Consider the following 26,627-nt stretch of genomic DNA (forward strand, 5'->3'; position numbering starts at 1 on the left):
CCGGAGCCCACGCCTCCCCCAACCCCCGAGCCGACGCCCGAGGAAACCCCGGAACCCACTCCGCCTCCCACGCCCGAGCCCACCCCCGAGGAGCCCAAGGAGGAAGCTCCCGACGCGACTCCCCTGCCCACGCCCACCCCAACACCCACGCCGACTCCCAAACCCACCCCGAAACCGACTCCCAAACCCACGCCCAAGTCCACGCCCAAACCCACGCCAAAGCCCAAACCGAGCGCGACACCAACTCCCAAACCGAAACCGAAGCCATCCCCTTCTCCGTCGCCGAAACCGAAGCCCAAGGCGTCACCCTCCCCGAAACCAAAGGCCTCGCCTTCGCCGAAACCAAAACCCAAGGCCACCGCGACGCCCAAGGCGACGCCGAAGAAGAGCGGTGAGGACGACGAGGACGCGAAGGAAGATCAGCCGAAGAACACCTCCACGAAGAAAGGCGCACAGACGAAAGACGGCGCGGCCAAGTCCGGCGCCGGTCGCGACGCGAAGAGCGGCGGCGGGGGCGATTCGGATTTCGGCTGGTATCACGAGATGATTCACGACTCGCTCTACAGCCAGTGGGACCAGCCGACATCGCTCTACAGCGAGGGCCACAAATTCTCGTGCGTGCTCCAGATCAAGATTGCCCGGGACGGCACGGTCTCCGACGCCAGCATCGTGAAATCCAGCGGGAACCCGGTGATGGACGAATCCGTGCTGAAGGCGGCCGAGCGCACGAAACGGATCGCGCCGCTGCCCGACGGCCTCGGCAAGGGCGACACCTACACGATCAACGTCGCGTTCGAACTCGACCAGAGCTGAGCGTTCCGTCGCTCAGAACGTAAAGCCGAAGCCGACCTGCCAGGCGCCAATGGGATCGCCCGCGCGGCGATTCACATTGTAGCCGTAGTCGACGCGAATGGCGCCGAGCGGCGTGTAAACACGCAGGCCCGGCCCGGCGCCGACCTGCAGATCCATGGGCCGGATCTCACTCGCGGAGCTCCAGACATTGCCGGCATCGGCGAAGGCGGCGAGGTAGATGTTGTTGTAAACGGGCCATTGGATTTCGGCATTGAGCAGGAACATGCCGAGGCCGCCGAGGGGATCGCCGTCGCGGTCCGAGGGCCCCAGTCCGTCGAGCTGAAAACTGCGAACGGTATTCGGGCCGCCGAGGAAGAAGCGCTCCTGCACGGGGACACTCTCGCTGCCGCCGCCGGAGGGCAGGATGACGCCGGCGCGGTGATTGAAAATGAGGAACGGGACAAAGGGGTGCTCGGTCGTGATCTCACGCAGAGGCAGGTAATACGTGGCCTGGACGGAAAGGCGCAGGAAGGAGACGTTCCCGAGCAGGACGGGACTGGCGATCTCTTCCTCGTGGTTGAGGAAACAGCCGCGCATCGGGCTGAGGATGTTGTTCCGCGTGTCGTAGGTCTGGCTGAAGGTCACGCTGCCGAGCGTGTAGTTTGGATCGGTGCCGGAGTCGTCGCCGAAGACGACGGCGTTCGTGACGTTCTTGTAGCCGTATTGAAGGCGATAGCCGGTGAGATTTGCCGAGCTGTAGCTGCGGGCGAGCGAAAGCGTGGCGGACGCCTCGCTGCCGCGGTAGGCGGGCAGCTCGCGATGCGCGTAGGCGGCGCCGATGGAGCCCTCGAAATCCGTTCCGAACACCCAGGGATCCGTCAGCGCGCCGGAGATGCCGTAGGAGCGCTGCGAGATCGTGCCGTCGAGGGAGAGGCGGTTCAGCGTGCCGAGAAAATTCCGGTCGATGTAATGGATCTCGGCCAGACCGCGGTCCCACTGGCTGTAGCCGATACCGAACTGAATGCGCTTCGCCGAGGTTTCCTCGACCTTCACGACGAGATCGACGGTGCCATCGGGCTGCGGGACCCGTTGCACATCGGCCTCGGAAAAGGCGCCACTGAACCAGAGGCGCCGCGCGGCATCGTCCACCTTCGAAGCGTCATAGGGCGTGCCGGGCTGGATGGCGAAGCGGGAGAGGATGGCCGCGGGCTTGGTCGATATGCTGCCTTCGACGCGGATGCGACCGATCGTGTAGGTGCGCCCGGCATCGATGAGGAACGCGACGTCGACGTTGCCCGTGGCGGGGTCGAGATTTGCAAGCGTCTGCACGTTGGCCCGCAGAAACGCGTGGTTGCGCAGCCAGTCCTGCACGCGAGTGCGCATGAGCGCCTCCTGATTCCGCTGGTAAGGCTGGTTGAGATATTCGTTGAGAACGCGGCGCAGGGTCTCGGCGGTGATGGGCTTTTCGCCGGGGAGCGTGGCCGGGGGAATGCCGGAGAAGCTCACGTCGCGCACGAAATACCGCAGCCCCTGGTAGATGCGGATGCGCAGGTTCACGAGGCCATTCACCGGCGGCGCGGGCTCGGAAACATCGGCCGTGGCGGTGAGGTAGCCGTGCTGCGCGAGGGCGTTCACGATGGCGAGACGCGCACTCTCGACGGCGCTGTCCACATACGGCATGCGGCCGAAGGGACGCAGCGTGGCCTGGCGGACGGTCGCGTTGAAAATCTCCTGCAGACGGTCGGGCGGAATCTCGGATTCTCCCTCGAACGTCACGGTGCCGATGGCATTGCGCCCGCCCTCGAAGATCTCGAAGGACACGCCGGGGGGACGTGTGGGGCGGTAGGTGTAGGCCACGCGGGCCTCGCGAAAGCCGCGGGAGAAGTAGAAGGCGCGCAGGAAGAACGCGGCGTCGTCGGCCTCGGTGACGCCGAAGTCTCCGTCGAGCGGCACGTAGTAACGATTCCGAAGGATCGCGCGGAGCTGGGCGGCGGCGAACGTTTGATTCCCCTCGAAATGGACATCCCCGGCGGAGGCCGGCGGCGGAGGTGTCCACAGGCCGAACCACGCGGCGATGGCGAGGAAGAATCCCCGCATGGCTACCGAAGCCGGATGGTGTATTGCACGCCGGCGTTGTAGAAGCCGTAGCCGTCGCGACCGGACGTGAGCGAGAAGCGATCCGTCAACCGCAGGTCACTCGCGAGTCCGGTGGATTGCGAGGGATCCTTTGGCGGAATCACGCGCACGCTCAGGCGGTTCACGAAATCATTGAGGTCGAGGCCCATCGGCTCGAGCTGGCGAACGATGCTCCGCAGCAGGATGATGCCCCCCTGCCCCGCGGCCGCTTCCCCGAGGCCGGCGCCGCTCATGCCCGCAGGCGTGAAACCGGTGGTGAGCAGGAAGATGAGATTTTCCTGCGAAAGCGGGGGGTCCGACCGCAACGCGAGATTCTGTTCGCTCAGCGGACCGTAGGCATACATCTGGACGTTGTAGCCGGAGACATCGGCGCGCGCGCGCACATCCATGATCGGCATGAACGGATTTTGCGCGGTGAAATAAATCCGCCCCGCGGGAATGAGCAGCGTGGTCGCGGGCAGGTAAGCCTGGAGGTTCGTGAGCTCGATCACGCCATCGGGATACGGCGCGGCGAGCGTGCCACGCACGGTGAGATTCGGTGCGATATCGCCGGTGGCGAGATTTCCGACGAGGAGGAACGGCATGCCGTTCGTGATCGAGACGTCGAGTTTCCACTGCCCCCAGGGATCCGGCACGAGGCCGGTGAAATTCGGAATGACGAACGGCGGGCCGCTCACGGGATTCGGCACGAGAAAGGGCGTGACCTCGAGCTTGCGGAAGATGCGGCCGTCGACGAGGCGCACCGAGCCGGAGACCGAGCCGCTGGAGCCACGGCCCTGCGCGGTGATGTCGAGATCGGCACGCAGACGCAGGCCGGGATCGCGCGCGAGCAGGACCTTCGAACCTTTCAGCTCGAGACGCAGCTCGGGATCCCCGGGTTTCGAGAGATCCGCCCACCCGGTGGCGGTGAAGGGACCCGCGCCGACTTCGCCGCGGAGTGATTCGAGGGTCACGCGCGAGGTGTTCATGACGAGTCGCGCATTGAGCGAATTGATGCGCGGCACGTCGGGAGAAATTTCGATGTCGCCGCCGGAAAGAGTCGTCTCGCCGTCGATCTTCGGCGCGTTCAACGTGCCGCCGACGGTGAGGTTCCCAGCGAGCGTGCCGCTCAGCTTTCGCGCGGCGGGAAGAAACGGGCGAAAGATTTCGAGGCTGGTGCCCGGGAAGTCGATCTTCGCCGCGATGGCCGCGTCGTTGTGGTAGAGGCGCACGAGGCCGTCCGGCGTTTCCTCGTAGGCGAAGGGCATGTGCGCATCGATCGAAAGCGGCTGGAAGCCCTTCGTCCGGACGGAACCCTTCACATCGAGACGACCCGCCCCGGTGCCGAGCGTAATGTCGGCCGTGGTGGCGGGAATCGTGAAGTCGTCGATCGTCGCGGAGAGATCGCGGCCGGTGAGCTGGCCGTCGAGCTTCAGCTCGGGAAGCAGGCCGGATGCGCCGATGTTCAACCGCAGATTGCCGCTCACGCTGGCCTTCTGGCCGGCCATCTCGATGAGGTCGGCGACCGGCAGATCACCGGAGGTGAAGTTCGCGTAGACCGGCTTGTCGGTGGCGAGGGATTGCGCGAGGGTCCTGCCGCTCGAGAGCGCGAAGAGATTCAACGGCACGAAGCCATCGCCGGCGAGCAGGCCGAGCTTGCCGCGACGCACCGAAAGGCCGGTGACGTTTACCCCGCTCGATGAAATCGTCAGCTGCGAGTTGAGCTCGAGCTTCTCGTGCGTGAGCCGGACGGTCTTGAAATAGATATTTTCCGGCGAATACGTGGCCGCGAACTCTCCGGTGATGCCGGTCGGTGTCGCGCTCGTCATGACGTCCGCCAGCTTCGCCTGGAACGCCCCGGAGTGCGCGGACATCGAGCCGTCGCCCTGCCAGTCGAGCGTGGCCGCCCCGCTGAAGACATTTTTCGCCACCGCGTCGCCTCCGAAGGGCGTGTAAATTCCGAGGTCCTCGATGCGGCCCTTGATTTCGCCCGCGTAGTTGTGCGGAGCGCGGATCCCGATTGTGCCCGTCGCCGCGACGCGATCGTTCCCGGCCCAGAGATCGGCGTAACGCACCTGCAATTCCTCGTCCTTCGCCACGAGAGAAAGCCGTGCCGAGGCCGGCGGCAGCGTCTGGTAGCGAATGCCGCTGGCCTCGCCATTGAGATACCCCGTGAGATGGCCGTTGTCGCCTTGAACGGAGCCGTGGAGGTAAAGCTGGCCGCCGAGCCGCTCGAACGGCGGTCCCGCGAGAGCGGCAAGCGCCGCGAGATCGCGCACATCGGCTGAGAGATCGACGAGATAATGGGCGCGCGGCAGATCCTTCAATTCCTCCGGAATCGCGAGCTCGCCGCTGGCGGAGATCCGGTTGTCCGCCTGCTTGAGTTCGAAGGCCGAAACGTAAAGGCGCCGGCCGATGTAGTTCACGCCCGCGACGAGCGACTGCCAGCCGCGTTCGTTCCAGCGAAAATCGTCCGCCGAGAGACGCAGCGAGATTTCGTCGTCGAGGGGATGGTCGGGATTGCCGCGGAAGGTGAGCCGCGCGTCCCGAATGATGCCGTCCGCTTTCGCCGGGAGCGCGATGATGTCGGGAATCGGCGCGATCGGCAGGTTCACCACCGCCACCGAGGCCGCGAGCCGCAGTTCGTCGTCCTCGGAGCCAAACACGATGTTGCCGCGCAAAGTTCCCCCGTAGGCGCCGACGTCCCAGTCGAGGGACACGCCGCCGAGGTTCACGAAGTTGGCCACAAAATCGCGGATGACGATCTCCTTCCGCAACTGCAGATCAGAGAGATAAGCGGCCCCGTCCTTCCACGCCGTCACGGCGCGGCCATTGGTCACCTCCTGGCGAATGGAACCGGCCTCGATCAGCACGCTCTTGACGGTCAAAAGTCCGCTCTGGCTCTCGTTGAAATCACCGTCCAGGCCCTTCACGGTGTAGGACTGGTCATCCGCAAGGAAGATGGAATCACAGGCGCGGAGATGCACCTCCGTCGGCAGGAAGCGCAGGATCATCGCCGAGAGCTGCTGCTGCTGCTCGCGAGTGAGCGTCGGCAGCGGCTGCGGGATCAGGGCCGGCTTGCGAAAATCGAAGGTGCCGGCCAGCCCCTCGACGGAGCCGCTGCGAAAGACCCTCCCGGTTCCGAAAAGAATCTCCCACAGTGAATTGACCCCGAGCGTGATCCGCCGGGCCGTCGCGTCCGTGCGGGACGCCGGCGGATTCGTGACGACGAACCGCACGTTGCGAAATTCGATCGGCCTGAAGAGGTGGATTTGCATCGAGCCGACTTCGAACCGCAGACCGATTCGCGGTGGCAACTCGGTGAGAGCCTTTCTCGCTCCCCAGATCAGGACCGGCTCGTGCGCGAACCAGAAAACAACGAGCAGCACAAGCAGACCCCACGGCCAGAGACGACGTCGCCGCCGGGCCGGAGAACCGGAACTATCCACAGAATCAGTAGCCACAAAAAAATCAGCAGAAACCGTGCGAGAATCGGGGGGCGCCGCTCAGGAAAACAACAGAAAACGGAAAAAATACAGCCCGCCGCAACCGATGGCTACGACGGGCTGTTGTTCCCCCCAGAACAATCTTTCGATGGGCACAAGGTAGCAAAGCGGGCCAGCCGCGCAAGACGAATTTCAAAAATTTTTGATAAATTTTCAAACCACTCCACATCAGATACTTAAATTGCGCCAAAGAGAGGCGTCATTGCGCGATCGAACCAATCGACCCGGCGGGAGAGCATCGTTTCGCCATCGAAATCGAAATATCCCCGGAAGTTGCGTCCGGCAAGCACGCCCGGCAGCCAGTGGACATCGTCGGCCCACATTTCGTGGAACGGAATCGCGTCCACGGACGTCCAGAGCGGAATGGCCTCGTCGGTCTCGACGGCCTCACCTTCACAATCCTCGGCGGTGAAGACCGCGCAGTGCAGGCCGTAGCCGTCCACGAATTGGAAGAACAGCTCCCCTCGCCATTCCGCCCGGAGCGGCGTCACGCCGAGTTCCTCCTGCGTCTCGCGGATGGCGCAGGCCAGTTCGGTTTCGCCCGGTTCGAGGCGGCCTCCCGGACCGTTGATCTTCCCCGCGCCGAGACCACGTTTCTTCCGAATCAGGAGAATTTCCGATCCTCGCACGACGAAGCACAGCGTGGCCCGCTCGGTCGGTTGCCACGTGTTCCAGTCCCGTCCCGCGGCCGGTGCGTCGCTCATTCCCGGCGCCATCAACCGATCGACGGCAGAAATTGCCCGCCAATGGCGCGATCGAACGAGAAGCGTCCGGCGCCAAGGCTCACGAGCGAAAGCGCGATCACGAGGAGGGCAAACGGATACTCGCAGGAGTTCAGACCCGCGCCGGCATGAACGAACCAGATCGCTCCGGTCATGATGACCATGATCACGAGGGCAAACAGCCGGGTGAAGAAGCCGAAGAACAGCGCAATCGCGGAAATCAGCTCCAGGGCCATCACCGCAGTGGAAAGCCAAACCGGAAAATTGAGGCCGCCGCTCTGGCTCCACTCGAGCACGGTGGCCGACCAGCCCTTGCCGCCGAACCAGCCGAAGCTCTTTTGCCCCCCGTGAAAAATGAATACCGCGGCGAGCAGCATCCGGAGGAAAAAGGGAGCAAAGCTCTTCGGAGTCGCGAAGAACGCATAGACGGGGTTGCTTGCCACGCGCCAGCGTATAGCAGCCTCGAATTTTACGGGAAAGGAAAAGAAACGCTGTCGTTGCCCTGAAATGCAAGGGCTGCAAGGACGTGCGCCGGAGGGGTCCCGTCAATGCAAGGCCTGCGAAGCTCTTCTCGTGAAGGAGAGCTTTCGCAGGCCGTGAATGGACGACTTACAGGCGAACGAGGAGTTCCGCCTTCTTGGCGGCAAATTCCTCGTGGGTGAGGATGCCGGCATCGTGAAGCTGGCCGAGTTTTTCCAGCAGCGTCAGGATGTCCGACGAATTCGAGGAGCCGTTCGACGAAGGGGTCGACGCGGGCGCCGGGAAGAATTGCGGGGCCGGAGCAGGCTCGTAATACGGAGCCGGCGACGGAGCGAAGAAATTCGTCTGCGGGGCTTCCGGCAGGCCAGGGCCCGAGATGCGAGGGAGGCTGTTCACGGGAATCGTCCCATACTGGCTCGTGAACGTGAGCGAGTCCGAGCCGCCCTGCTGCTGGCCGACGCCGCCGATCTGGTTATCGAGCGTGTCGTAGACCGTCACCTGTCCATTGCGCTGGATCGCCAGGCGGCGGACGTGCGGAAAGACCGCATAGCGACTGTCGTTCTGGCCGCCGCTGCTGGAAGGATTCCCCAGCTCGGCCGGCCACCAGCCGTTGCTCACTCCTCCGCCCATCGACGCCGGCGGGAAGACCTGCGTCGTCGCCAGCGCGTTCGAGATTTCCTCGCAGAGATTGATGACGGTGGTCTTGAGCGAGTAGTTGAACATGTCGCTGACCATCGTCATTCCGCCCTTCATCCACTGGCCACTTCCGAGTTCGGGACAGCTGAACTGGGCCATGGTGCCGCCGCCGTTATTGACCGCGATGATCATCTGCACGGCGGAGTTCGGGCTGAGCCCGTAGCGCGCGCAGAGGTTGTTGACGAGCTGTTGCCCGTCGAAAGTTAAATTTTGCATGGCTCCCAACCAATCGGCCGGACGACCGGGTGGCGAGCCGCAAAATGAAAAATGTCGCTGCGCCTGCGAAAGGATTTCGTCCGGGAATCGGGCCTTTTTCGCCGAACGTCAGGAGGCCGCCACGAAAACAAACAGCGCGCCGAGCCCGCCGATGGCGAAAAGAATCCCGAGATAAACACCGACGACCTTCCGACGGCCTTTTACCGGCAGGCGGCACATCGGGCACGCGAGCACGAGCGAAGGGAGCTGCCAGTTACATTGACGACAAGTCCGGGGCAAATTCATGAGAACCTCGGCGGTATGCCACTAAATAGACGCCTTTTCAACCCCCGATTTCTCACGTAATTCGCCACAGGGATACCTGCCCGAGAGCGGTGCCGTTGACAAACCATCCCGACTGGTCGAAGAGAAACCTGTTCGCCGAGCTCCCCTCTCTCATGACTGGCAAACACGCGGCTTTCACCCTCGTCGAGTTGCTCGTGGTCATCGCGATCATTATCGTGCTCGCCGGCCTCTTGATGGCCGTCACTCCGGGTGTGATTCTTCGCGGCAAGATCACCTCGTCGCTGAACAACATGCGGCAGATCGGCACCGGGTTTCAGCTTTACGCGAACGAGAACGACAACTTCCTGCCATCGAGGGTGCAGAGTTCCGACAAGTGGCCGGCACTGATCTACGCGTATATGAGGGATCGAAAGGCCTTCGCCGACCCGGGCGATCCCCGCAATTTTCTGGTCACGAAGACCGACCCTCTCTCCAACGAGCGGAACAACACGAGCTACATCATGAATGGCTACAACGATGTGGGCGCCTATGCGGACGAGAGCACGACGATCAAGGCGTCGAGCCTGGACAGCCCGAGCCAAACGATCCTCCTCGCGAACCAGTCCGCCAGCGGGAACTTCTACATGGACACCGCCGAGGGCAACCAATCGAGCGGCGTGCTGCGGAAGAAGGTCTTCAACGACGGCGCGAATTACCTGTTCGCGGACGGCTCCGTGCGTTTCCTCGCGGCAAAGGATTTGAAGGACGAGCTCTGGCTGGTCCACAAGACGGTCGCCACGCCCTAGCCGGCAAGCGCCAGCGCCTTCCGCAGACGGTCGAGCAATCCCGAGCAACGTTCGCGCACATCGTGATTGCGGACCGCCGCCGCGAGCGCGCGCTTCTGCCCGACGAGGACGACGAGCTGCCGCCCGCGAGTGACGGCCGTGTAGAGCAGGTTGCGCTGGAGGAGAACGTATTGCTCCATGGCGAGCGGCACGATCACGCAGGGATATTCGGAGCCCTGGCTTTTGTGCACGGTGATCGCGAAAGCCGGCGACAGCTCGTCGAGTTCCCCAAAGTCATAGGCCACCACGCGCCCGTCGAACGCCACCCGCACCTCGCGCTCCTCGGCGACCACCCGCTCGACGCGGCCAATGTCGCCATTGAAGACGTCCTTGTCGTAATTGTTGCGCGTCTGGATGACCTTGTCGCCCGCACGATACGTCACGCCGAATCGTTCCACTTCCATGCCATCGGGGCGGGCGGGATTCAGCGCGGCCTGGAGCCGCCCGTTGAGATTGCGCACGCCGACCGTGCCGCGATTCATTGGCGCGAGCACCTGCACGTCCCGCAACGGATCGAGGCCGAACTTCGCGGGAATGCGCGATCGCACCAGCTCGAGCACGGTGTCGAGCGTCTCCTCGGGCGTTTCCCGATCGATGAAGAAAAAGTCACCCCGTCCGTCCGGGGCGAGCTCGGGCAGATGGCCGGCATTGATCGCGTGCGCGCTGGTGACGATGGCGCTGCCGCCCTCCTGCCGAAAAACGACGTCGAGTTTCACGCACGGCACGGTCGCAATGAGGTCGCGAAGGACGAGCCCCGGCCCGACGCTCGGCAGCTGATCGGGATCGCCGACCAGGAGAAGGTTTCCACTTCGGGGAAGCGCCCGCAGAAAGCGCGCCATCAAGGGCACGTCGACCATCGAGACCTCGTCCATCACGAACAGATCGCCCTCGAGCGGCGCGTTTTCATCACGACGGAAACCGCCGCCAGGCGCTGGCTCCAGCAGGCGGTGAATCGTCTTCGCCTCGAGCCCGGTCGATTCCGCCAGCCGCTTTGCCGCCCGGCCGGTCGGTGCGCAGAGCACGCAACGGACGTTCTTCGCACGAAGAATCTTCAGCACGGAATTGAGCAGCGTCGTCTTGCCGACGCCGGGGCCGCCGGTAATCACGGCCAGCCCGTGCTCGAGCGCGAGCCGGAGCGCGCGAACCTGCGAGGCCGCGAGCACCTTGCCGGTCTTTTCCTGCACCCAGGCCAGCGCCCGCTCGAAATCGATCGGCGGATAGCCAGGCGACCGTCTCGCCGCCAATCGTCCAATGCGCTCAGCGATCACGATCTCCGCTTTCCGCAGCGTCGGCGAGAAGATGAGATCCACCCCGCCGATGCCGTCGGCCTCCAGCGCGCCTCGCTCCAGCTCGGCCGCGAGCACCTCTTCGGCCCGGGCCACATCCACGGCGAGCAGGCTTGCCGCGGCTTCCAAAAGGGTCGCCCGCGGCAGCGCGCAGTGTCCCTCGCCCGTCGCGGTCTCCAGGGCGTGAGCGAGCCCGGCGCGGATGCGCAGCAGCGAGTCGCCCGCGAGGCCGAGCCGCTCGGCAATTTTGTCCGCCGACTGGAACCCGATGCCGTGAATGTCCCGCGCGAGGCAATAGGGATCGGTCCGAATGCGCTCGATCGCTTCCGCGCCGTAGGTCTTGAAAATGCGGACCGCCCGGCTCGTGCTGATCCCATGCGTGTGAAGAAAGACCATGATCTCACGCACGACCCGCTGATCGGCCCACGCTTGCTTGATGGCCTTTCGCCGCTCGGCACCGATGCCGCCGACTTCCTGCAGGCGCGCGGATTGATTCTCGATCACGTCGAACACCTGCTCGCCGAACTTCTCGACGAGCTTCTTCGCGTAAACCGGACCGATGCCACGAATCAGCCCGCTCGCGAGATATTTCTCGATGCCTTCGCGGGAATCCGGCGGCTGCGTCTCGAGCCGATCCGCCCGAAATTGCGCTCCGTGCTCCCGATCCTGCGTCCAGCGGCCTTCGGCCATGATCCATTCGCCCGGCGCGACCGTCGCCACCGAGCCGACGACGGGCACGAGCTCCCGGCGGCCCCGGACCTTCACCCGGAGGACCGCAAAGCCCGTCTCCTCGTTATGAAACGTCACCCGCTCGATCAGCCCGCGCAGAGCATCCGTCGCCGGACCCGGCGAGAGGCGGCTCACGGCCATCGCGGCGGCATTTGGCTTCGCATATCCTCCACCCAATCGCCCTCCCCCGTAACTTTCCAGATCATTTGCACACGTTGGAATTGATCCCGGTCAAATATTAGCGTAACTAATGCAGTCACTTTTATGGCTTCCACAACCTCCGCCGTCCGGAAACCGTCTCCCGTGATGGCCTGGCTCTTTTCCTCGATCGGAAAGAAAACCGTCGTCGCCGTGACGGGCATCATTCTGGTGCTCTTCGTCATCGGTCATCTCGTCGGCAACCTCACCTTCTTTTTTGGTCCGGACTGGATCAACGCCTACGCCGTTCACCTGCGCGATCTCGGCCCGCTCCTCTGGGTCGTCCGCCTCGGTCTGCTCGCCGCGGTCGCCCTCCACATCTTCTTCACGATGAAGCTGTGGCAGGAAAATCACGCCGCGCGCCCGGAAAAATACGCCGTCAGGAGCCGGGTGCAATCCACCGTCTTCGCCCGCACGATGCGCCTCACCGGCCTCATCGTGTTCGCCTTCGTCATCTTCCACCTTGCGCACTTCACTCTGCTGCTCGTTCATCCCGAGTTCAGCGGATATCATGACGCGCAGGGCCGCCACGACGTCTTCCGCATGGTGGTCGCCGGCTTCAGCTACCCGCTCGTCAGCGCCTTCTACGTGCTGTCCCTCGCGCTGCTTGCCTCGCACCTCAGTCACGGCATCGCCAGCCTTTTCCAGACGCTCGGACTTTCCAATCGCCGCCTGCAGCCCGCCTTCACAAAAGCCGGCCGGCTCGTCGCCTGGACGCTCTTCATCGGCTTCTCCTCCATCCCTGTCTCCGTTCTCCTCGGCTTCGGCCACGCGGCGTTGAAATAACATGACTCTCGACTCGAAAATTCCCGAAGGCCCGCTCGAACAGAAATGGACCAATTTCAAGAACCACGCGAAGGTCATCGCGCCGGCGAACAAGAAGAAGTTCGACCTCCTCATCGTCGGCAGCGGCCTGGCCGGAGCCTCCGCCGCCGCGACACTCGCCGAGCAGGGCTTCAACGTGAAGTGTTTCTGCTATCAGGACAGCCCGCGCCGCGCGCACTCGATCGCTGCGCAGGGCGGCATCAACGCCGCGAAGAATTATCAGAACGACGGCGACAGCGTCTTCCGCCTTTTCTACGACACGATCAAGGGCGGTGATTTCCGCTCCCGCGAGGCGAACGTTCACCGCCTCGCCGAGGTGAGCGCCTCGATCATCGATCAATGCGTCGCGCAGGGCGTGCCGTTCGCCCGCGAATACGGCGGCCTGCTCGCAAATCGCTCCTTCGGCGGCGCGCAGGTTTCCCGCACGTTCTACGCCCGCGGCCAGACCGGCCAGCAGCTCCTCCTCGGCGCGTATCAGGCCCTCGAGGCCCAGATCAAGCGCGGCGCGGTGAAAATGTTCTCGCGCACCGAAATGCTCGACCTCGTGCTCGTCGACGGTCACGCCAAGGGCATCGTCACGCGCGATCTCGTCACCGGCGAAATCACCACCCACGCCGGCGACGCCGTTCTGCTCTGCACCGGCGGCTACGGCAACGTCTTCTACCTCTCCACCAACGCCAAGGGCTGCAACGTCACCGCCACCTTCCGCGCCTACAAGCGCGGCGCGCTTTTCGCGAATCCCTGCTACACGCAGATTCACCCGACCTGCATCCCGGTGAGCGGCAGCTACCAGTCGAAGCTCACGCTCATGTCCGAGTCGCTGCGCAACGACGGCCGCATGTGGGCGCCAAAGCGCAAGGAAGACTGCGTCAAGGCGCCCGCCGACATTCCGGACGAAGACCGCGATTACTTCCTCGAGCGCAAATATCCGAGCTATGGCAACCTCGCCCCGCGCGACATTTCCAGCCGCAGCGCGAAGGAAGCCTGCGACGATGGCCGCGGCGTCGGCCCCGGCGGCCTTGGCGTTTATCTCGACCTCACCGATGCGGTGAAAAAGCAGGGCAAGCCCGTCATCGAGGAAAAATACGGCAACCTCTTCGAGATGTATGAAAACATCACCGGCGAGAATGCCTACGAGCGGCCGATGCGCATCTATCCGGCAGTTCACTACACGATGGGCGGCCTCTGGGTGGACTACAACCTGATGAGCAACATCCCGGGCCTGCACGTGCTCGGCGAAGCGAATTTCTCGGATCACGGCGCGAACCGCCTCGGGGCCTCGGCCCTCATGCAGGGCCTCGCGGACGGTTATTTCGTGATTCCCTACACCCTCGGCGAATACCTCACGACGCAGTTCGGCAAGAAGGTCGATCCCGCCCACCCCGCCTTCGAGCAGACGAAGAAGGAAGCGACCGACCGCGTGAATCGCCTGCTTTCGATCAAGGGCACCCGCAGCGTGGATTCCTTCCACCGCGAACTCGGCCTGCTCGTCTGGGACAAGTGCGGCATGGCTCGGGACAAAGCCGGCCTGCAGGAGGCGCTCGAGCGCCTGCCGAAGCTGAAGGAAGAATTCTGGAGCAATGTTGCCGTCACCGGCACCGGCGAGGAACTCAACCAGACGCTCGAACGCGCCGGCCGCGTCGCCGACTTCATCGAGTTCGCGGAAGTCCTCTGCAACGACGCTCTCGCCCGCGAGGAAAGCTGCGGCGGCCATTTCCGCACCGAGCACCAGACGCCCGAAGGCGAAGCTCTCCGTCACGACAAGGATTTCATGCACGTCGCCGCCTGGAAATACGAGGGCGAGGGCGTGGCCCCGACGCTCGTGAAGGAACCGCTGATCTACGAGAAAGTGAAGCCCGCAACCCGCAGCTACAAGTAACGCCCACCTTCAAAGCGATCTATGAACTTTAAACTCAAAGTCTGGCGTCAGCGCACCGGCAGCGATCAGGGCAAGCTCGTCGATTACGACGCGAAGGACATTCCGGCCGAGGCCTCGTTCCTCGAAATGCTCGACATCGTCAACGACGCGCTCGCCGAAAAGGGCGAGGAGCCGATCGCCTTCGATCACGACTGTCGCGAAGGGATCTGCGGCATGTGCAGCGCCGTCATCAACGGCATCCCGCACGGCAAGGACCGCGGCACCGGCACGACCTGCCAGCTTTATATGCGCCGTTTCAAGGACGGCGAGACGATCACGATCGAGCCGTTCCGCGCCGGGGCCTTCCCCGTCGTGCGCGATCTCGCGACGAATCGCAGCGCGTTCGACCGCATCATTCAGGCGGGCGGCTTCATCTCGGAGCGCAGCGGCTCCGCACCGGATGCGAATTCCGTGCCGATTCCGAAGGTCGTCGCCGACGAGGTCTTCGACGCGGCGGCCTGCATCGGCTGCGGCGCCTGCGCGGCGGCCTGCCCGAACAGCTCGGCCATGCTCTTCGTGAGCGCGAAGGTGAACCACCTCAATCTCCTGCCCCAGGGCAAGCCCGAGAAGCACCGTCGTGTGCTCGGCATGGTGCGCCAGATGGATGCGGAAGGTTTCGGCAACTGCTCGAACTACTACGAGTGCGAGGCCGTGTGCCCCGCGCACGTTCCCGCCTCGTTCATCGCGGGCATGAATCGCGACTATACCGTCGCCTCGGCCCTCGAATCCGCAGGCGCGAACGTTTAGTTCGCTTCGGCTTCGCGCCGCGCGACCTTCGCCCGGCGCGCGGCCGAGTCCGCTCCCTCGACGAGCAGACAAATCTCCCCTTTCGGGGGGTGCGCGGTGTAGTGCGCCGCGAGTTCGGCCGGAAATCCCCGGCGATACTCCTCGAACTTCTTGGTGAGTTCGCGCGCCACGCAGACGAGCCGGTCCGGCGCCGCCGCCGCCAGCGCCTCAAGCGATTTGAGGAGGCGATGCGGAGATTCGTAGAAAATGGACGTGCCGTCGCGCGCCACGGCAGCGGCGATTTCATTCGCCCGCTGGCCCGACTTCACGGGGAGAAATCCGCCAAAGGAAAATGCGCTCGCGTCGAGGCCGGATCCGACCAGGGCGGTGATCGCCGCGCAGGCGCCGGGAAGCACCGTGTATTCCAGGCCCGCCTCCGCGCAGGCGCGCACCAGCCGAGCGCCGGGGTCGGAGATCGCGGGCGTGCCGGCATCGCTGATCAATGCCACCGAGGCGCCCTGCCGCAGCCGCTCGAGCAATTCCGCCGTGCGCATCGCTTCGTTGTGCTCGTGAAAACTCACGAGCGGGCGATGGATCCCGTGATGCTGGAGGAGCATGCCGGAATGCCGCGTGTCCTCCGCGGCGATGACGTCGGCCGCCTGCAACGTCTCGATCGCCCGCAACGTCAGATCAGCGAGATTGCCGATCGGGGTAGGAACGACGAAAAGCATCCCGATGGCTAGAAGCCTTCGGTGATCTCACCGGTGAGCTTCACGGCAACTTCCTGGGCGGCGTTCACGATGGCCTGCCGCTGGTCGGTGGCGAGATCGTTGTTCGTGTAGAACGACGTATCGACGTTGAATTTTCCGGACATGATCCTTGCCCCGGTCACGCGGTCGGTGAGCTCGTATTCCACGGTCATCTTGAGCGAGAACTCGCGGGTCGCGAGCACATTGGAAAGCACCGCGCGCGCCTGCCGGCGGACAATGTCTTCGACCGTGCAATAGAGGATGGCGTCGGCGCGATCGTCGGGCACGATCTCGTAGGTGCCGTCCTGCTGGAATTGCTTGATCGTCGTGTCGGCCATCAGCACCTCGATGTGAGGCTGGTAGGTCTTGTTCTTGAATGTCGGGATCGCGATCTTGGTGACGTTCGCGAGCTGCGCAGGCTTTACCGCACCCAGGCGATAACCACAGCCGGAAAGGGACGTGAGCGCAAAACTGGCGAGCAAGACAAGGGCGGCGACGGGTGTTCTCATTCGGTAGGCAGGCCGGGTTCCACGGCCGGAAGGGGCTTCACGTCGTCGACGTTCGTGCGCATCTGCGGGCCACTTTGCACCGGCAGTTCGTCGGGGACGATGTCACGCTTCGGCGGGCCGGCGTAATCGGAGAGCGAGGAAGTCTCGACCTGAGCCTGGAGACGGCGGCGCAGGCGGGCCTTCTCGCCGGTTTCGGCCTTCTCGGGACCGGTGCGCAGGGCGTCGTCCCCGTATTGGCTGCGAAGTTCCTCGATGCGGGACTTCGCGAGTTCGGCCTGCTTGGTGCCGGGCTGACGCCGGATCACATCATTGTAATAGATGACGGAGGACTTCAGGTCCTTGCTGAATTCGTAGAATTTCGCGATGCGGAAAACGTCGTCGGCCTCCTCGCCGCCGAGCCGAGCCAGGTTTTCCTTGGCCTGCGGGGCTTTTTCGCTGTTCGGGTATTCGATCAGGAAGTCCTCGAACGTGTTTCGCGCCTGGATGAGTGAAGAGAGATCCTGCGACTTCTGCGCGAGACCGATTCGCAGGTAAACGTAGGCGATCTGGTAGAGCGCGTCGTCGTCGACGTCGCTGTTCGGGTAGGTATCGAGCACCTTCTGGTAGGCCTTGATCGCCTCGAAGGGCTGGCTCTGCTTCTCGTAGGAGAGGCCGAGATTGAACTGCGCCACTGGCGCGTATTTGCTGAACGGCGCGTTCGACAGAATGTTCGTATACATCTCCTGCGCGCGCTTGGCGGAATTGCCGACGTTCACGCCAAGGACTTTCTGCTGGCGGCCCTGGAGATATTTGTTGGCGATGGCGACTTGCGCGGCGACGGCACGCTCGAAATTCGGCGTGTCCGGATAACGCGTGAGGAGGGCCTGGTAGGCGTTGAAAGCGCGGGAAAGATCACCCTGGGCCTCGAGCAATTCGGCGAGCCGGTATTGGGCGGTCGAAGCCTCGGGCGCGAGCGGATATTTTTTCAACGCGGCCCGGTAGCCTTCGATGGCGGCGTTGGCATTCCCGCCTTCGTCAGCCGTGCGCGCGGCCAGATACAGGTCCGTCGCGGCGGCAGAATCTGCCGTCGGAGCGGGATTTTGAGCGGAAGCGGAAAGGGGCGCACCCAGACAGAGGGCAAGGATCGTCGTCGTAGTCAACGCGCGCCGAGCGCTCAGGGTGCCAATACCTCGGAACATGTGGAGGGTGAACGTATTGAGTGCCGAAAGAGGCGTCAAGGGAACGATGGCCGGGATCACGCGCGAAAAAAGTCTGCGCATGTCATCCTGCCGAAACGCAAAACACCGGCGGACGAGTCGCGGGCGGAAACCCAGGGGGTTCTCGCGGGACTGGCTCGCCGCCGGTGGCTTTGCGTTTACGTTCGATCCGGGTTTTTTATTCCTCGGTCGTCTTCTTCGCAGCGGATTTTTTGGCGGGCGCGGCCTCGGTGGCTTCGCCTTCGATCACGGCCGGAGCTTTCTTCGCCGACGCCTTCCTGGCGGGCTTTTTCTCCTCGACAACGACGGCTTCCGCCTCAACGGCGACGTCGACCCACTCGATGTAGGCCATCGGCGCGGAGTCGCTCTGACGCGGCCCAAGCTTGATGATGCGGGTGTAGCCGCCGGTGCGGGAGGCGGCGCGGGGCGCGACCTCTTCGAACAGCTTCTTCACGGCGTCCTTCTGTCCGAGATAGGATACGGCCAGACGGCGGGCATGGAGGTCTCCGCGCTTGCCGAGGGTGAGCATTTTCTCCGCGAAGGGGCGGACGGCCTTGGCCTTGGCGAGCGTGGTCTTGATGCGGCTGTGCTCGATCAGGCTAACGACCTGATTCGCGAGGAGCGCGTCGCGGTGCGCCTGCGAACGGCCGAGTTTCACGGTTTTCTTACGATGTCTCATGGATGGTGACGGTGGACGTTAAACGGGGTTGCGGTCGCGACTCAGGCGATCGGCTCGGCGGGCAGGTCGATGAGACCAGCCTCGAACTTCATGCCGAGGCCAAGGCCGAGCTGCACGAGCTTGTCCTTGATTTCGTTGAGCGACTTCTTGCCGAAGTTGCGATACTTGAGCATCTCGGCTTCGGACTTCTGCGCGAGCTGGCCGACGGTCGTGATGTTCGCATTGTTGAGGCAGTTCGCCGCGCGGACGGAGAGCTCGATCTCGTTGACGCTCATGTTGAGGAGCTTCTTGAGGCGGCTGTTTTCCTGGCTGACTTCCTGCGGGGTCTCGTCGAACTCGACCTGGGAATCGTCGTAATTGACGAACACGTCGAAGTGCTTGCGAAGAATCGCGGAGGACTGGAGCAGCGCGTCGTCCGGCGTGATGCGACCGTCGGTCCAGATCTCGATGACGAGCTTGTCGTAGTCGGTGCGCTGGCCCACGCGGGTGTTTTCCACCGCATATTTCACGCGAGTGACCGGCGAGAAGATCGAGTCGATGGCGATGACGCCGATCGGCTGGTCGGGACGCTTGTTTTCGTCGCCAGTTGCGAAGCCGCGGCCGACGCGGACTTCGAACTCGGCGTCGAACTTCTGCTTCTTGTCGAGCGTGCAGATGTGCTGGTCGGGATTGAGAACCTCGACCTGATTGCTGGCGGCGATGTCACCGGCGGTGACCGCGCCTTCCTTGTTCACGGAAAGCGTGAGGTTGCGAATGTCGCCACCGTCGTGGGCCTTCAGCTTGACCTTCTTGAGGTTGAGAATGATGTCGACCACGTCTTCCACGACGCCGGGCAGGGCGGTGAATTCGTGGGGCGCGCCCTCGATCTTGACCGAGGTGATCGCGGCGCCTTCCAGCGAGGAGAGGAGCACGCGGCGCAGCGAGTTGCCGATGGTGTGGCCGTAGCCGGCATCGAAGGGCTCGGCAATGAACTTGCCGTAGGTTTCCGTGAGGGTGGCCTCATCCCGGGCAAGGGACTTGGGCATTTCAAAACGACCGAGACGAACTGGCATGATGGTTTTCGAGAAACCGCCCGCGGGGAGCGGCAACACTTTAATGGGTTCTCACCGGGTTCCCCCTGACGCGAACGATGAATGTCGAGGACATTCACCCAGGGACCAACGGCGAAAGGGTTTTCAATTTCTTCGCGCGAGCCGGAAAACGTGGCACCGCAATCCTCCCGGGTAAAGAAAAATCTTTAGCCGGCAGAATTTCCAAGCCCCCTCCCCGTCTACGCGATCTCGATCACCATCGCTGTGGTGTTGTCGCGACCGGAACTCGCCACCGCGGCATTCACCAGCCGACGGGCGGGATTTTCGTCCGCGGCAACAAACCGGGGATCGCGGAGGTAATCGTCGAATTGCGAGTCGAACAGGCCGTCCACCAGCCCATCGGTGCAGAGCAGGAAGCGGTCGCCGGACTCGAAACCCACCGCGCCGAGGTGGGGATCGACGAACTGATGCCCGGCGCCGAGCGCCCGCTGGAGAGAGTGCTTGCCGGGATGATTGCGAGCCTCGCGCTCGTTGAGTTTCCCGTTCCGATACAGCCAGCCGACGTGCGTGTCGTCCGCAGAGAGCTGCCTGATGCCACCCGCCGCCGGCAGGTAGTAGATGCGGCTGTCGCCGATGTGGGCGTGATACATCCAGCGTGGCGTGAACCAACACAGGCTGAGCGTGGCGCCCATGCCGGCGCATTCCTCGTAGCTCCCGCCCAGAAAGAGGAGCGCGCGGTGAATATCGGTAAAAAGCGCGGTGAGAACGTCGTCGAAGCCGGCGTCGATTCCCGCCGCAGCCTGCCGAAACGCGGGCGGAAGGCGGCGCGTGATCTTTTCCACACTGATACGGCTGGCGAATTCGCCGGCAAGGGCGCCGCCCATGCCATCACTGACTGCGAACACGAAATCCTCGCGCCCGGTCGAGGCCTCGCCCACACGCCCAAGGTAGCGCACCTCCTGCGCGTCGAACTGCAGACAGAGGAAGGAGTCCTCGTTATTCTTCCGCACCCTCCCCTGGTCCGTCCACCCGTGCCATTTCAGGTGGGTCGTCGGGGATGTCGGGTTGGCCAGAGGCTCGGTCATCGGGCAGTTCGTCGAGGATGCTGGCAAACTCGAAGTCGATCAAGCAGAAGCGCCCGTCGCGCTGGCGGTAGGTCACGTTGCGCAGCTCGGCATCCTCGTGTCGCACACCGTATTCCTCGAGTTCCGCGTAAATTTCGCGCATGCGCCCCTCGTCCAGCCGGTCGACGCGCGACCCGCAATTCGTCGTCACGATCGACAGCGTATCGGGATTCGACTCCAGCAGGCGCGGAACGAACGGGCATTGGCGCTCCTCGAGATACCGGAGAACCTTCACCTCGGTCGCAAAGCGCTCTTCCGCCTTCGGTCCGCGGAAGGTCTTGTAGACCCGACCGTCGAAGCTGATGCGCACCGTCGCGCGGAGCGTGTCTTTGACCTGCTGCATGGCGGCTTCCAGACTCGCGTCTCTCCTCCCCCGGCGCAAGCCCGGAACCCGGCCGGACTTCCCCCCCTCTCCATTTCTGATGCCAGCCCCTTGCGATGGGATTTTGAGACCATCAGGAGGAGGCAAATGGCATCGATCCTGCTACACATTTCAGCTCCTGTCTTTTCGCTCCAAAAGCGGCTTTTCAGGAGATCGAACAACAAAACCCCGGGCGATTCACCATTGCCCGTATAAAAATCGACACCGCAACCCACCAATATGGCGAAGTATAAACTGGAATACATTTGGCTCGACGGCTATGAGCCCGTCGCGAACCTCCGCGGCAAGACCCTCGTGAAGGATTTCGACAGCTTCCCGGGACTTGATGACGTCCCGAAATGGGGCTTCGACGGCAGCTCCACCCGGCAGGCCGAGGGCCACAGCTCGGACTGCGTGCTCCAACCCGTCGGCGTCTATCCCGACACGACCAAGGAAAACGGCGCGATCGTTCTTTGCGAAGTCATGCACGCCGACGGCACGCCGCATTCCACGAATGCCCGCGCGACCATTCTCGACGATCCCGGCACCTGGTTCGGCTTCGAGCAGGAATACTTCCTCTACAAGGACGGCGCACCCCTCGGTTTCCCGAAGGGCGGCTTCCCGGCTGAAGGTCAGGGCCGTTACTACTGCGGTGTCGGCTACGGCACCCAGGGCGACATTGCCCGCGAAATCGTCGACACCCACCTCGACCTCTGCCTCGACGCCGGCATCAATCACGAAGGCATCAACGCCGAAGTGGCGAAGGGCCAGTGGGAATTCCAGATCTTCGGCAAGGGCTCCAAGAAAGCCGCCGACGAAGTCTGGGTCGCCCGTTACCTCCTCCAGCGCCTCTGCGAAGCCTACGGCGTGGACGTGGAATACCATTGCAAGCCGCTCGGCGACACCGACTGGAACGGCTCGGGCATGCACTCGAACTTCTCCACGGAATACATGCGCACCACCGGCGGTGAGAAATACTTCCTCGCCCTCATGGACGCGTTCGACAAATACAAGAACGAGCACATCGCCGTGTATGGCCCGGACAATCACATGCGTCTGACCGGTCTCCACGAGACCCAGTCGATCGACAAGTTCAACTGGGGCGTTGCGAACCGCGGTGCTTCCATCCGCGTGCCGAACAGCTTCATTCCGAACGGCTACAAGGGCTACCTCGAGGATCGCCGTCCGAACTCGCAGGGTGACCCCTACAAGATCGCCAGCCGCATTCTGCAGACGATCGCCACGGTTCCCACGGAATAATCCGTCGCGAACCCGGAAGACTCTATCGGGATAAGGGAGAGATTCCGAAAGCGAACGCCGCCTCGAGCAACCGAGGCGGCGTTTTTGCGTTTCCGCTTGGGCGGACTTGCCGATCCGTCGCCACCGTTTCGACAAATTGCCCCGGCCTTAATCCTCGCCCGCCTCGACCTCGAAAAACGCCGGCAACGGAGCGATCGGCCCGGCCCCCAGCGTCCGCACGTAGTCGAACATTCCCGGCGCCGTTTCCTTCCCCGTCGCGTAGGCCTGGAGGATCATTTCCAGCCGCGCATCGAGGTTGTCGATGTAGTGCAGGGCGATCGCCTCAGGCGTTTTCGGAAGCACCGGCGAGCCGAACTCCAGCGCCCCATGGTGCGAAAGAATCAGGTGGATGAGATGCAAACGAACATCATCCGACGCGGGCACGAGGCCTTCCCAGTCCTTCTTCGGCAGGTCGCGCCAGAGCGTGTTCACGACCTCCACGCCGATGTTGATATGCCCCATCAATTCCCCCCGCAGATCCGCGCGAATCGCAAAACCCTCCTCGGGCGGACACGTCTCCCAGAGCTTGCCGCAGTCGTGAAACAGCACCCCGGCCGCGAGCAGATCACGATTAAGCGTGCTGTAGACATCGCATAGCGCCATCGCGGCCCGCATCATCTGCGCGGTGTGCTGGACGAGGCCGCCGCGCCGGGCGTGGTGGTTCACGCGAGCCGCCGCCGCGCGCCGAAAGCGTGCACCGGCCGTTTCCAGAAAATGTCCGGCCAGGCCGCGCAGCCGGGGGTCCCTCACCGCGGCCACCGTGCGCTCGATGAACGCAAAATCCTCGTCGACCTTCGCGCGCTCGGCCTCGGAGCCCTCGAAAAGCGTGGCCCGCTCCTCCGGCATCAGGCGCCGCAATTCCCAGCGGCGCGCGTCGAGACCAAAGCCGCCATTCACGTAGAACTCTCCTTCGACGGCGACGCAGTCCGCGTCGTCGAGTTCCTCGCACACGCGCACGTTCGGCGAATCGCTCCACACGCGCAGCGTGAGGCTGTCGCTCGCATCGCGCAGTCGCAACTCCCAGAAGGGCTTTCCGTTCGAGCCCTCCTTGCGCGTGCATTGCTCGACCTGCGCGTGCAGCTCGGCATACATTGCCTTGTCCTTCGCCGCCCCGCGCACTGCGGAAATTGTCATCGCGCCAGCCATCCCCCTACATGCCCACCAGGGCCGCCGGCGGTCAATGCTCTTGCCCGGCCGGCGATGCGATTGACGGGATGCCAAGCTTCGCATCTTTCGCCGGCGGTGGCGCGATCTCGCGCGGAAGCCCCTTGAGCTCGCGCTGCGTCCACGGCGTGAAGCGGGTGGCGGATTGCTCGCGGAGACGTTTGACGTAGTCCGGCGAAATCGGCGGGGCAGAGTTGCCCCACGATGTGCGGAGATAATTCAGCACCGCGGCGAGATCCTCGTCGCGCAGAATTTTCCATGGGGGCATCGCGCCGTTGTAAACCTGCCCCCGCACGGTCAGTGCGCCTTCCACACCGTGCAGGAGGATGTTCACGAGATGATTGTCGCCACGCCATTCCTGCGCGAGCACCCATTCGCTCCCCGCAAGCGGCGGATACTGGCGCATGATCCCCTGACCATCAGCCTGATGGCACACGGCACAATTCCGCACGAACACGCGCTGCCCGAGCGTTGCGGGATCAGCCGGCTTGCGCGCAGCGAGGGTCTTCGAGGGATTGAAGACGTCGGCGCGGAAGCCCCCGGCGTTGTTCGCCAGGTAAAGTCCGCACCAGAAAACAAGCATCATGATGAGCGTGACGAACCACAGCGGCACGCCTTCGCGACCTTCGCGGGGCTCGTGTTGCTCGCGAAGGATCGATCCGTGCACCCGGACGAGATCGATCTCTCCTTCGGCCGGAGGGATCGGCGGCTCGACGAATTTCTCGTCGTCGGATCTTGCGGGATCGGGCGGACTCATGGCGCGGAAGATGGCGGCGGTGACGCCACCTCGGGCAGAGGATCCTCCCGCCGGAGCGAGAGCAGATACGCCACGAGATCCCTCGCCTCCTGCGTGGGAAGAATTTCGTAGCCCTTGCGCGGCGGGTGCGGGCCGCGCACGACAAGCGCCTCGGGATTCGGGCTCGCTCCGATCGGCCGCTCGACGAAAAGAAAGCGGAACGACGGCATGATCGACCCCGGCGACACGGTGCGAGGCTCGTAAAGATGCGCGTAGTGCCAGCGCACGTCGGTCTGGCGCACGCCGATGTTTGCGAGGTCCGGCCCGGTGCGCATTGTGCCGAGGAACGACGGGCGTTCCTGCAGATAATCCCGCGCGACCGTCTGCCGCGTGCCGAGGCCTTTCTCGATGTCGGTCGAAAGCCACGCCGGCCGCACCTGCTGGCTGTGACAGTAGATGCAGCCGTTTTCGGCATAGACGCGCGATCCCGCCATGGCGCTCCCCGTCAATGGCGCCGGCACGAGTTCACCGGTCGCCGCGGACCGCTCCGGTTTCAGGTTCCCGAGCTGGAGAAACGGATACGCCACCAGCCCCAGCCAGGACGTCGCGAAGACGGCAAGAATTCCCACGAAGAGGATCGGCAACCTGTTCATACCTCCGGCACCTCGCCTCCTCCGGGTGGCGGCGAACGACGCTCCCGCTTTCTCTCATAAGCCGATCCCACCTCCGCCAGCAACGTCGCGCCTTCCCGCTCTCCGCCGCGCCGCAGCAACATCTGCACGAACAAAATCGCGAAAACGAAATGCGCCGCTGCCAGCAGGATGCCCGAGAGCGCCCGCACGAACCGAAACGGCGCGACGACCTGGACCGACGTCAGGAAGGCGACCTGCGGGTCGTTGAGTTCGAGTCCCTGAAAAAATCCTCCGAGCGTGAGCGAGGCAAACATCAGGCCGATGCCCCCCGCCGCGAGCCAGAAATGCCAGCGGATCATTCGCGCCGAGGGCCATTCCCAGCCAACAAGCCGGGGCACGATGTAATACATCGCGCCGAACATCGTCATCGTGAAAAAGCCATACAGGCCGAGGTGGGCATGCCCGATCGTGTAGTCCGTGAAATGCGTGAGATTGTTCAGCGACGGGATCGCCATCAGGCTGCCCTGCAGGCTCACCGCCGTATAAGTCACCGCACCAAAGACCGTGAACCGCAGCGTCGGACTCCACCGCAGCGCGTCAAAATGCCCGCGCATCGTCAGGTGGTGATTGATCGCCACCGCGATGACGGGAACGAACATCATCACGCTCGCCACAACGCTCGCGCTCACCATCCACGCCGGGAACGGCCCGCCGATGAGGTGATGCATTCCATTCCAGCTGTAGAAAAGCGCCAGTGACCAGAAGCCGAGGATCGACAGATAGTAGCTGTGCACCGGCCGCCCCAGCACCTTGGGGATCATGTAATACGCGCTCGCCAGACCGATCGGCGTGAACCACAGCCCGAGGATGTTGTGCCCATACCACCAGTTCACCGCACCGACCACCGAGCCCTGCACCGGCTGCCAGATCAGCAGAATGTTCGCCGTCGCATAGAGCCATGGGAACCACAGGAACGCCGCCAGCAGATACCATTGCGAGACATACACATGCCCCGGCCGACGAAAGTGGAACATCACCACGCCCCACACGCCGATGCACGCGTAGGCCATGAAAAGAATCGGCGTCGCCCAGCCGGGAAACTCCAGCCATTCGATCGATCGGCTCTGCCCTGCCAGAATTCCCGCCGTTCCCGCGGCCACGCCGACGTTCCACGCCACGCCGGCCGCGATCAGCAGTCCGCGATGCCGCAGCGCCACCCGACAAAGCCGCGCCATCAGCCAGATGCCCACGCCGATGCCCACGGCCGAGGCCCAGCCGTAGATCACGATGTTCAGGTGCGCCGGTCGCACGCGGCCGAAGGTCAGCCAGTCCGCCGAATCCAGCAGCCCGGGGAAGACCATTTTCCAAGCCGCGAGCACGCCCAGCAGCGAGCCAGCGAGCAGCCATGCCACGCCGGACGCGAAGAAAAACAACACCGGCCCGCGCAGCGAACGGTCGATCTCCGCTCGCTCGATCTGGCTGGCGGTGTCCGGAGGATCGTTGCTCAAAGCCGCCCTCCCGGAAGCTCCTCGCCCGCGTCGTGACCTCCGCGCGCCGCTTCCGCCGCCGCGTCGTATTCCGCGAGTTCCTCGGCGTCAAAGATCACCCGCGCCGCGGACTCCAGATCCTCGAACTGTCCGTCACGAGCCGCCCACGAGCAGGCCAGCACCGCGCTGCCGCCCAGCAGCCCGAGCCCGAGAATCAGGAGGATCACGCCCGCTTCCATCAGAATCTCCCGGCACCGAGCCAGCGCAGTCCGCACGTTACGGCAAAAAAAAGTCCCATCATCCCCAGTGCGAGCAGGAATGCCCCCGCCCGCTTCGAGGCGG

The 26,627-nt window shown here is 63.8% G+C and carries 24 protein-coding genes and 1 pseudogene; 6 read left to right on the plus strand and 19 right to left on the minus strand.

Annotated features, from left to right (window positions below; all coding sequences use genetic code 11):
- Positions 1-813, plus strand: an 813-nt coding sequence (locus tag VIM61_09890; protein HEY8900710.1) for a TonB family protein, incomplete at its 5' end; no start/stop codon positions are given.
- 12 nt (positions 814-825) lie between these two features.
- On the opposite strand, the gene VIM61_09895 is transcribed toward VIM61_09890, so the two are convergent.
- The 6 genes from VIM61_09895 to VIM61_09920 form a co-directional block, all read right to left on the minus strand.
- Complete coding sequence (locus VIM61_09895; GenBank protein HEY8900711.1) at positions 826-2,889, minus strand: BamA/TamA family outer membrane protein; 2,064 nt, start codon at positions 2,887-2,889, stop codon at positions 826-828.
- Positions 2,890-2,891: 2 nt separating this feature from the next.
- The gene (locus VIM61_09900) at positions 2,892-6,371 is read right to left on the minus strand and encodes a translocation/assembly module TamB domain-containing protein (protein ID HEY8900712.1); all 3,480 of its coding nucleotides are present in this window, start codon (positions 6,369-6,371) and stop codon (positions 2,892-2,894) included.
- A 218-nt stretch (positions 6,372-6,589) separates the two neighbouring features.
- Positions 6,590-7,117: an 8-oxo-dGTP diphosphatase gene (locus tag VIM61_09905; GenBank protein ID HEY8900713.1), complete on the minus strand. Its 528-nt coding sequence runs from the start codon at positions 7,115-7,117 to the stop codon at positions 6,590-6,592.
- A gap of 11 nt (positions 7,118-7,128) precedes the next feature.
- Positions 7,129-7,578 (minus strand): DoxX family protein, encoded by a 450-nt coding sequence (locus tag VIM61_09910; protein ID HEY8900714.1) that lies wholly within the window; start codon positions 7,576-7,578, stop codon positions 7,129-7,131.
- Between the two features lie 166 nt (positions 7,579-7,744).
- Positions 7,745-8,527 carry an SHOCT domain-containing protein gene (locus VIM61_09915; protein HEY8900715.1) on the minus strand — a complete coding sequence of 261 codons (783 nt, stop codon included), beginning with the start codon at positions 8,525-8,527 and terminating at the stop codon, positions 7,745-7,747.
- Between the two features lie 108 nt (positions 8,528-8,635).
- Entirely contained in the window at positions 8,636-8,812 is a 177-nt protein-coding gene (locus VIM61_09920; protein HEY8900716.1) for a hypothetical protein, read from the minus strand.
- 152 nt (positions 8,813-8,964) lie between these two features.
- On the opposite strand from VIM61_09920, the gene VIM61_09925 reads away from it, so the two are divergent.
- Complete coding sequence (locus VIM61_09925) at positions 8,965-9,597, plus strand: type II secretion system protein (protein ID HEY8900717.1); 633 nt, start codon at positions 8,965-8,967, stop codon at positions 9,595-9,597.
- On the opposite strand, the gene VIM61_09930 is transcribed toward VIM61_09925, so the two are convergent.
- A complete protein-coding gene (locus tag VIM61_09930; GenBank protein HEY8900718.1) occupies positions 9,594-11,792 on the minus strand; it encodes an ATP-dependent RecD-like DNA helicase in 2,199 nt (732 codons plus the stop codon). The two genes, VIM61_09925 and VIM61_09930, sit on opposite strands and share 4 nt — an antisense overlap.
- 123 nt (positions 11,793-11,915) lie before the next feature.
- On the opposite strand from VIM61_09930, the gene VIM61_09935 reads away from it, so the two are divergent.
- From VIM61_09935 to VIM61_09945, 3 genes are read left to right on the plus strand one after another with little or no spacing between them, the layout of a single operon-like run.
- Positions 11,916-12,635 (plus strand): succinate dehydrogenase cytochrome b subunit, encoded by a 720-nt coding sequence (locus VIM61_09935; GenBank protein HEY8900719.1) that lies wholly within the window; start codon positions 11,916-11,918, stop codon positions 12,633-12,635.
- A gap of 1 nt (position 12,636) precedes the next feature.
- Positions 12,637-14,553 carry a fumarate reductase/succinate dehydrogenase flavoprotein subunit gene (locus tag VIM61_09940; protein ID HEY8900720.1) on the plus strand — a complete coding sequence of 639 codons (1,917 nt, stop codon included), beginning with the start codon at positions 12,637-12,639 and terminating at the stop codon, positions 14,551-14,553.
- A 21-nt stretch (positions 14,554-14,574) separates the two neighbouring features.
- The gene (locus VIM61_09945) at positions 14,575-15,339 is read left to right on the plus strand and encodes a succinate dehydrogenase/fumarate reductase iron-sulfur subunit (GenBank protein ID HEY8900721.1); all 765 of its coding nucleotides are present in this window, start codon (positions 14,575-14,577) and stop codon (positions 15,337-15,339) included.
- Here the strand turns inward: VIM61_09945 and rsmI are convergent.
- The 7 genes and pseudogenes from rsmI to VIM61_09980 form a co-directional block, all read right to left on the minus strand.
- A complete protein-coding gene (gene rsmI / locus VIM61_09950) occupies positions 15,336-16,049 on the minus strand; it encodes a 16S rRNA (cytidine(1402)-2'-O)-methyltransferase (protein ID HEY8900722.1) in 714 nt (237 codons plus the stop codon). The genes VIM61_09945 and rsmI overlap by 4 nt on opposite strands.
- Positions 16,050-16,057: 8 nt before the next feature.
- Positions 16,058-16,576, minus strand: a complete 519-nt coding sequence (gene lptE / locus VIM61_09955) for an LPS assembly lipoprotein LptE (GenBank protein HEY8900723.1) — start codon at positions 16,574-16,576, stop codon at positions 16,058-16,060.
- Positions 16,573-17,754 (minus strand): tetratricopeptide repeat protein, encoded by a 1,182-nt coding sequence (locus VIM61_09960; protein HEY8900724.1) that lies wholly within the window; start codon positions 17,752-17,754, stop codon positions 16,573-16,575. The genes lptE and VIM61_09960 overlap by 4 nt, the downstream gene beginning before the upstream one ends.
- 325 nt (positions 17,755-18,079) lie before the next feature.
- Positions 18,080-18,451: pseudogene (gene rplQ / locus VIM61_09965) on the minus strand (50S ribosomal protein L17).
- A gap of 41 nt (positions 18,452-18,492) precedes the next feature.
- Positions 18,493-19,476 carry a DNA-directed RNA polymerase subunit alpha gene (locus tag VIM61_09970; GenBank protein HEY8900725.1) on the minus strand — a complete coding sequence of 328 codons (984 nt, stop codon included), beginning with the start codon at positions 19,474-19,476 and terminating at the stop codon, positions 18,493-18,495.
- Positions 19,477-19,721: 245 nt separating this feature from the next.
- Positions 19,722-20,567 carry a protein phosphatase 2C domain-containing protein gene (locus VIM61_09975; GenBank protein ID HEY8900726.1) on the minus strand — a complete coding sequence of 282 codons (846 nt, stop codon included), beginning with the start codon at positions 20,565-20,567 and terminating at the stop codon, positions 19,722-19,724.
- On the minus strand, positions 20,479-20,949 hold the full coding sequence (locus VIM61_09980; protein HEY8900727.1) for a serine/threonine protein phosphatase: 471 nt from the start codon (positions 20,947-20,949) through the stop codon (positions 20,479-20,481). Before VIM61_09980 ends, VIM61_09975 begins: the two co-directional genes overlap by 89 nt.
- Positions 20,950-21,207: 258 nt before the next feature.
- Here VIM61_09980 and VIM61_09985 point away from each other — a divergent pair, with 258 nt between their 5' ends.
- Positions 21,208-22,227, plus strand: coding sequence for a glutamine synthetase beta-grasp domain-containing protein (locus VIM61_09985; GenBank protein ID HEY8900728.1), 1,020 nt, complete (start codon positions 21,208-21,210; stop codon positions 22,225-22,227).
- Between the two features lie 147 nt (positions 22,228-22,374).
- Here VIM61_09985 and VIM61_09990 read toward each other — a convergent pair whose 3' ends face one another.
- From VIM61_09990 to VIM61_10010, 5 genes are read right to left on the minus strand one after another with little or no spacing between them, the layout of a single operon-like run.
- The gene (locus tag VIM61_09990; protein HEY8900729.1) at positions 22,375-23,400 is read right to left on the minus strand and encodes an HD domain-containing protein; all 1,026 of its coding nucleotides are present in this window, start codon (positions 23,398-23,400) and stop codon (positions 22,375-22,377) included.
- Between the two features lie 43 nt (positions 23,401-23,443).
- On the minus strand, positions 23,444-24,187 hold the full coding sequence (locus VIM61_09995) for a cytochrome c (GenBank protein ID HEY8900730.1): 744 nt from the start codon (positions 24,185-24,187) through the stop codon (positions 23,444-23,446).
- A complete protein-coding gene (locus tag VIM61_10000) occupies positions 24,184-24,819 on the minus strand; it encodes a cbb3-type cytochrome c oxidase subunit II (GenBank protein HEY8900731.1) in 636 nt (211 codons plus the stop codon). Before VIM61_10000 ends, VIM61_09995 begins: the two co-directional genes overlap by 4 nt.
- Entirely contained in the window at positions 24,816-26,306 is a 1,491-nt protein-coding gene (locus VIM61_10005; GenBank protein HEY8900732.1) for a cbb3-type cytochrome c oxidase subunit I, read from the minus strand. The genes VIM61_10000 and VIM61_10005 overlap by 4 nt, the downstream gene beginning before the upstream one ends.
- A complete protein-coding gene (locus VIM61_10010) occupies positions 26,303-26,512 on the minus strand; it encodes a cbb3-type cytochrome oxidase assembly protein (GenBank protein HEY8900733.1) in 210 nt (69 codons plus the stop codon). Before VIM61_10010 ends, VIM61_10005 begins: the two co-directional genes overlap by 4 nt.
- Positions 26,513-26,627: the final 115 nt, after the last annotated feature.

This window comes from Chthoniobacterales bacterium (assembly GCA_036569045.1).
Taxonomy (GTDB): domain Bacteria; phylum Verrucomicrobiota; class Verrucomicrobiia; order Chthoniobacterales; family JAATET01; genus JAATET01.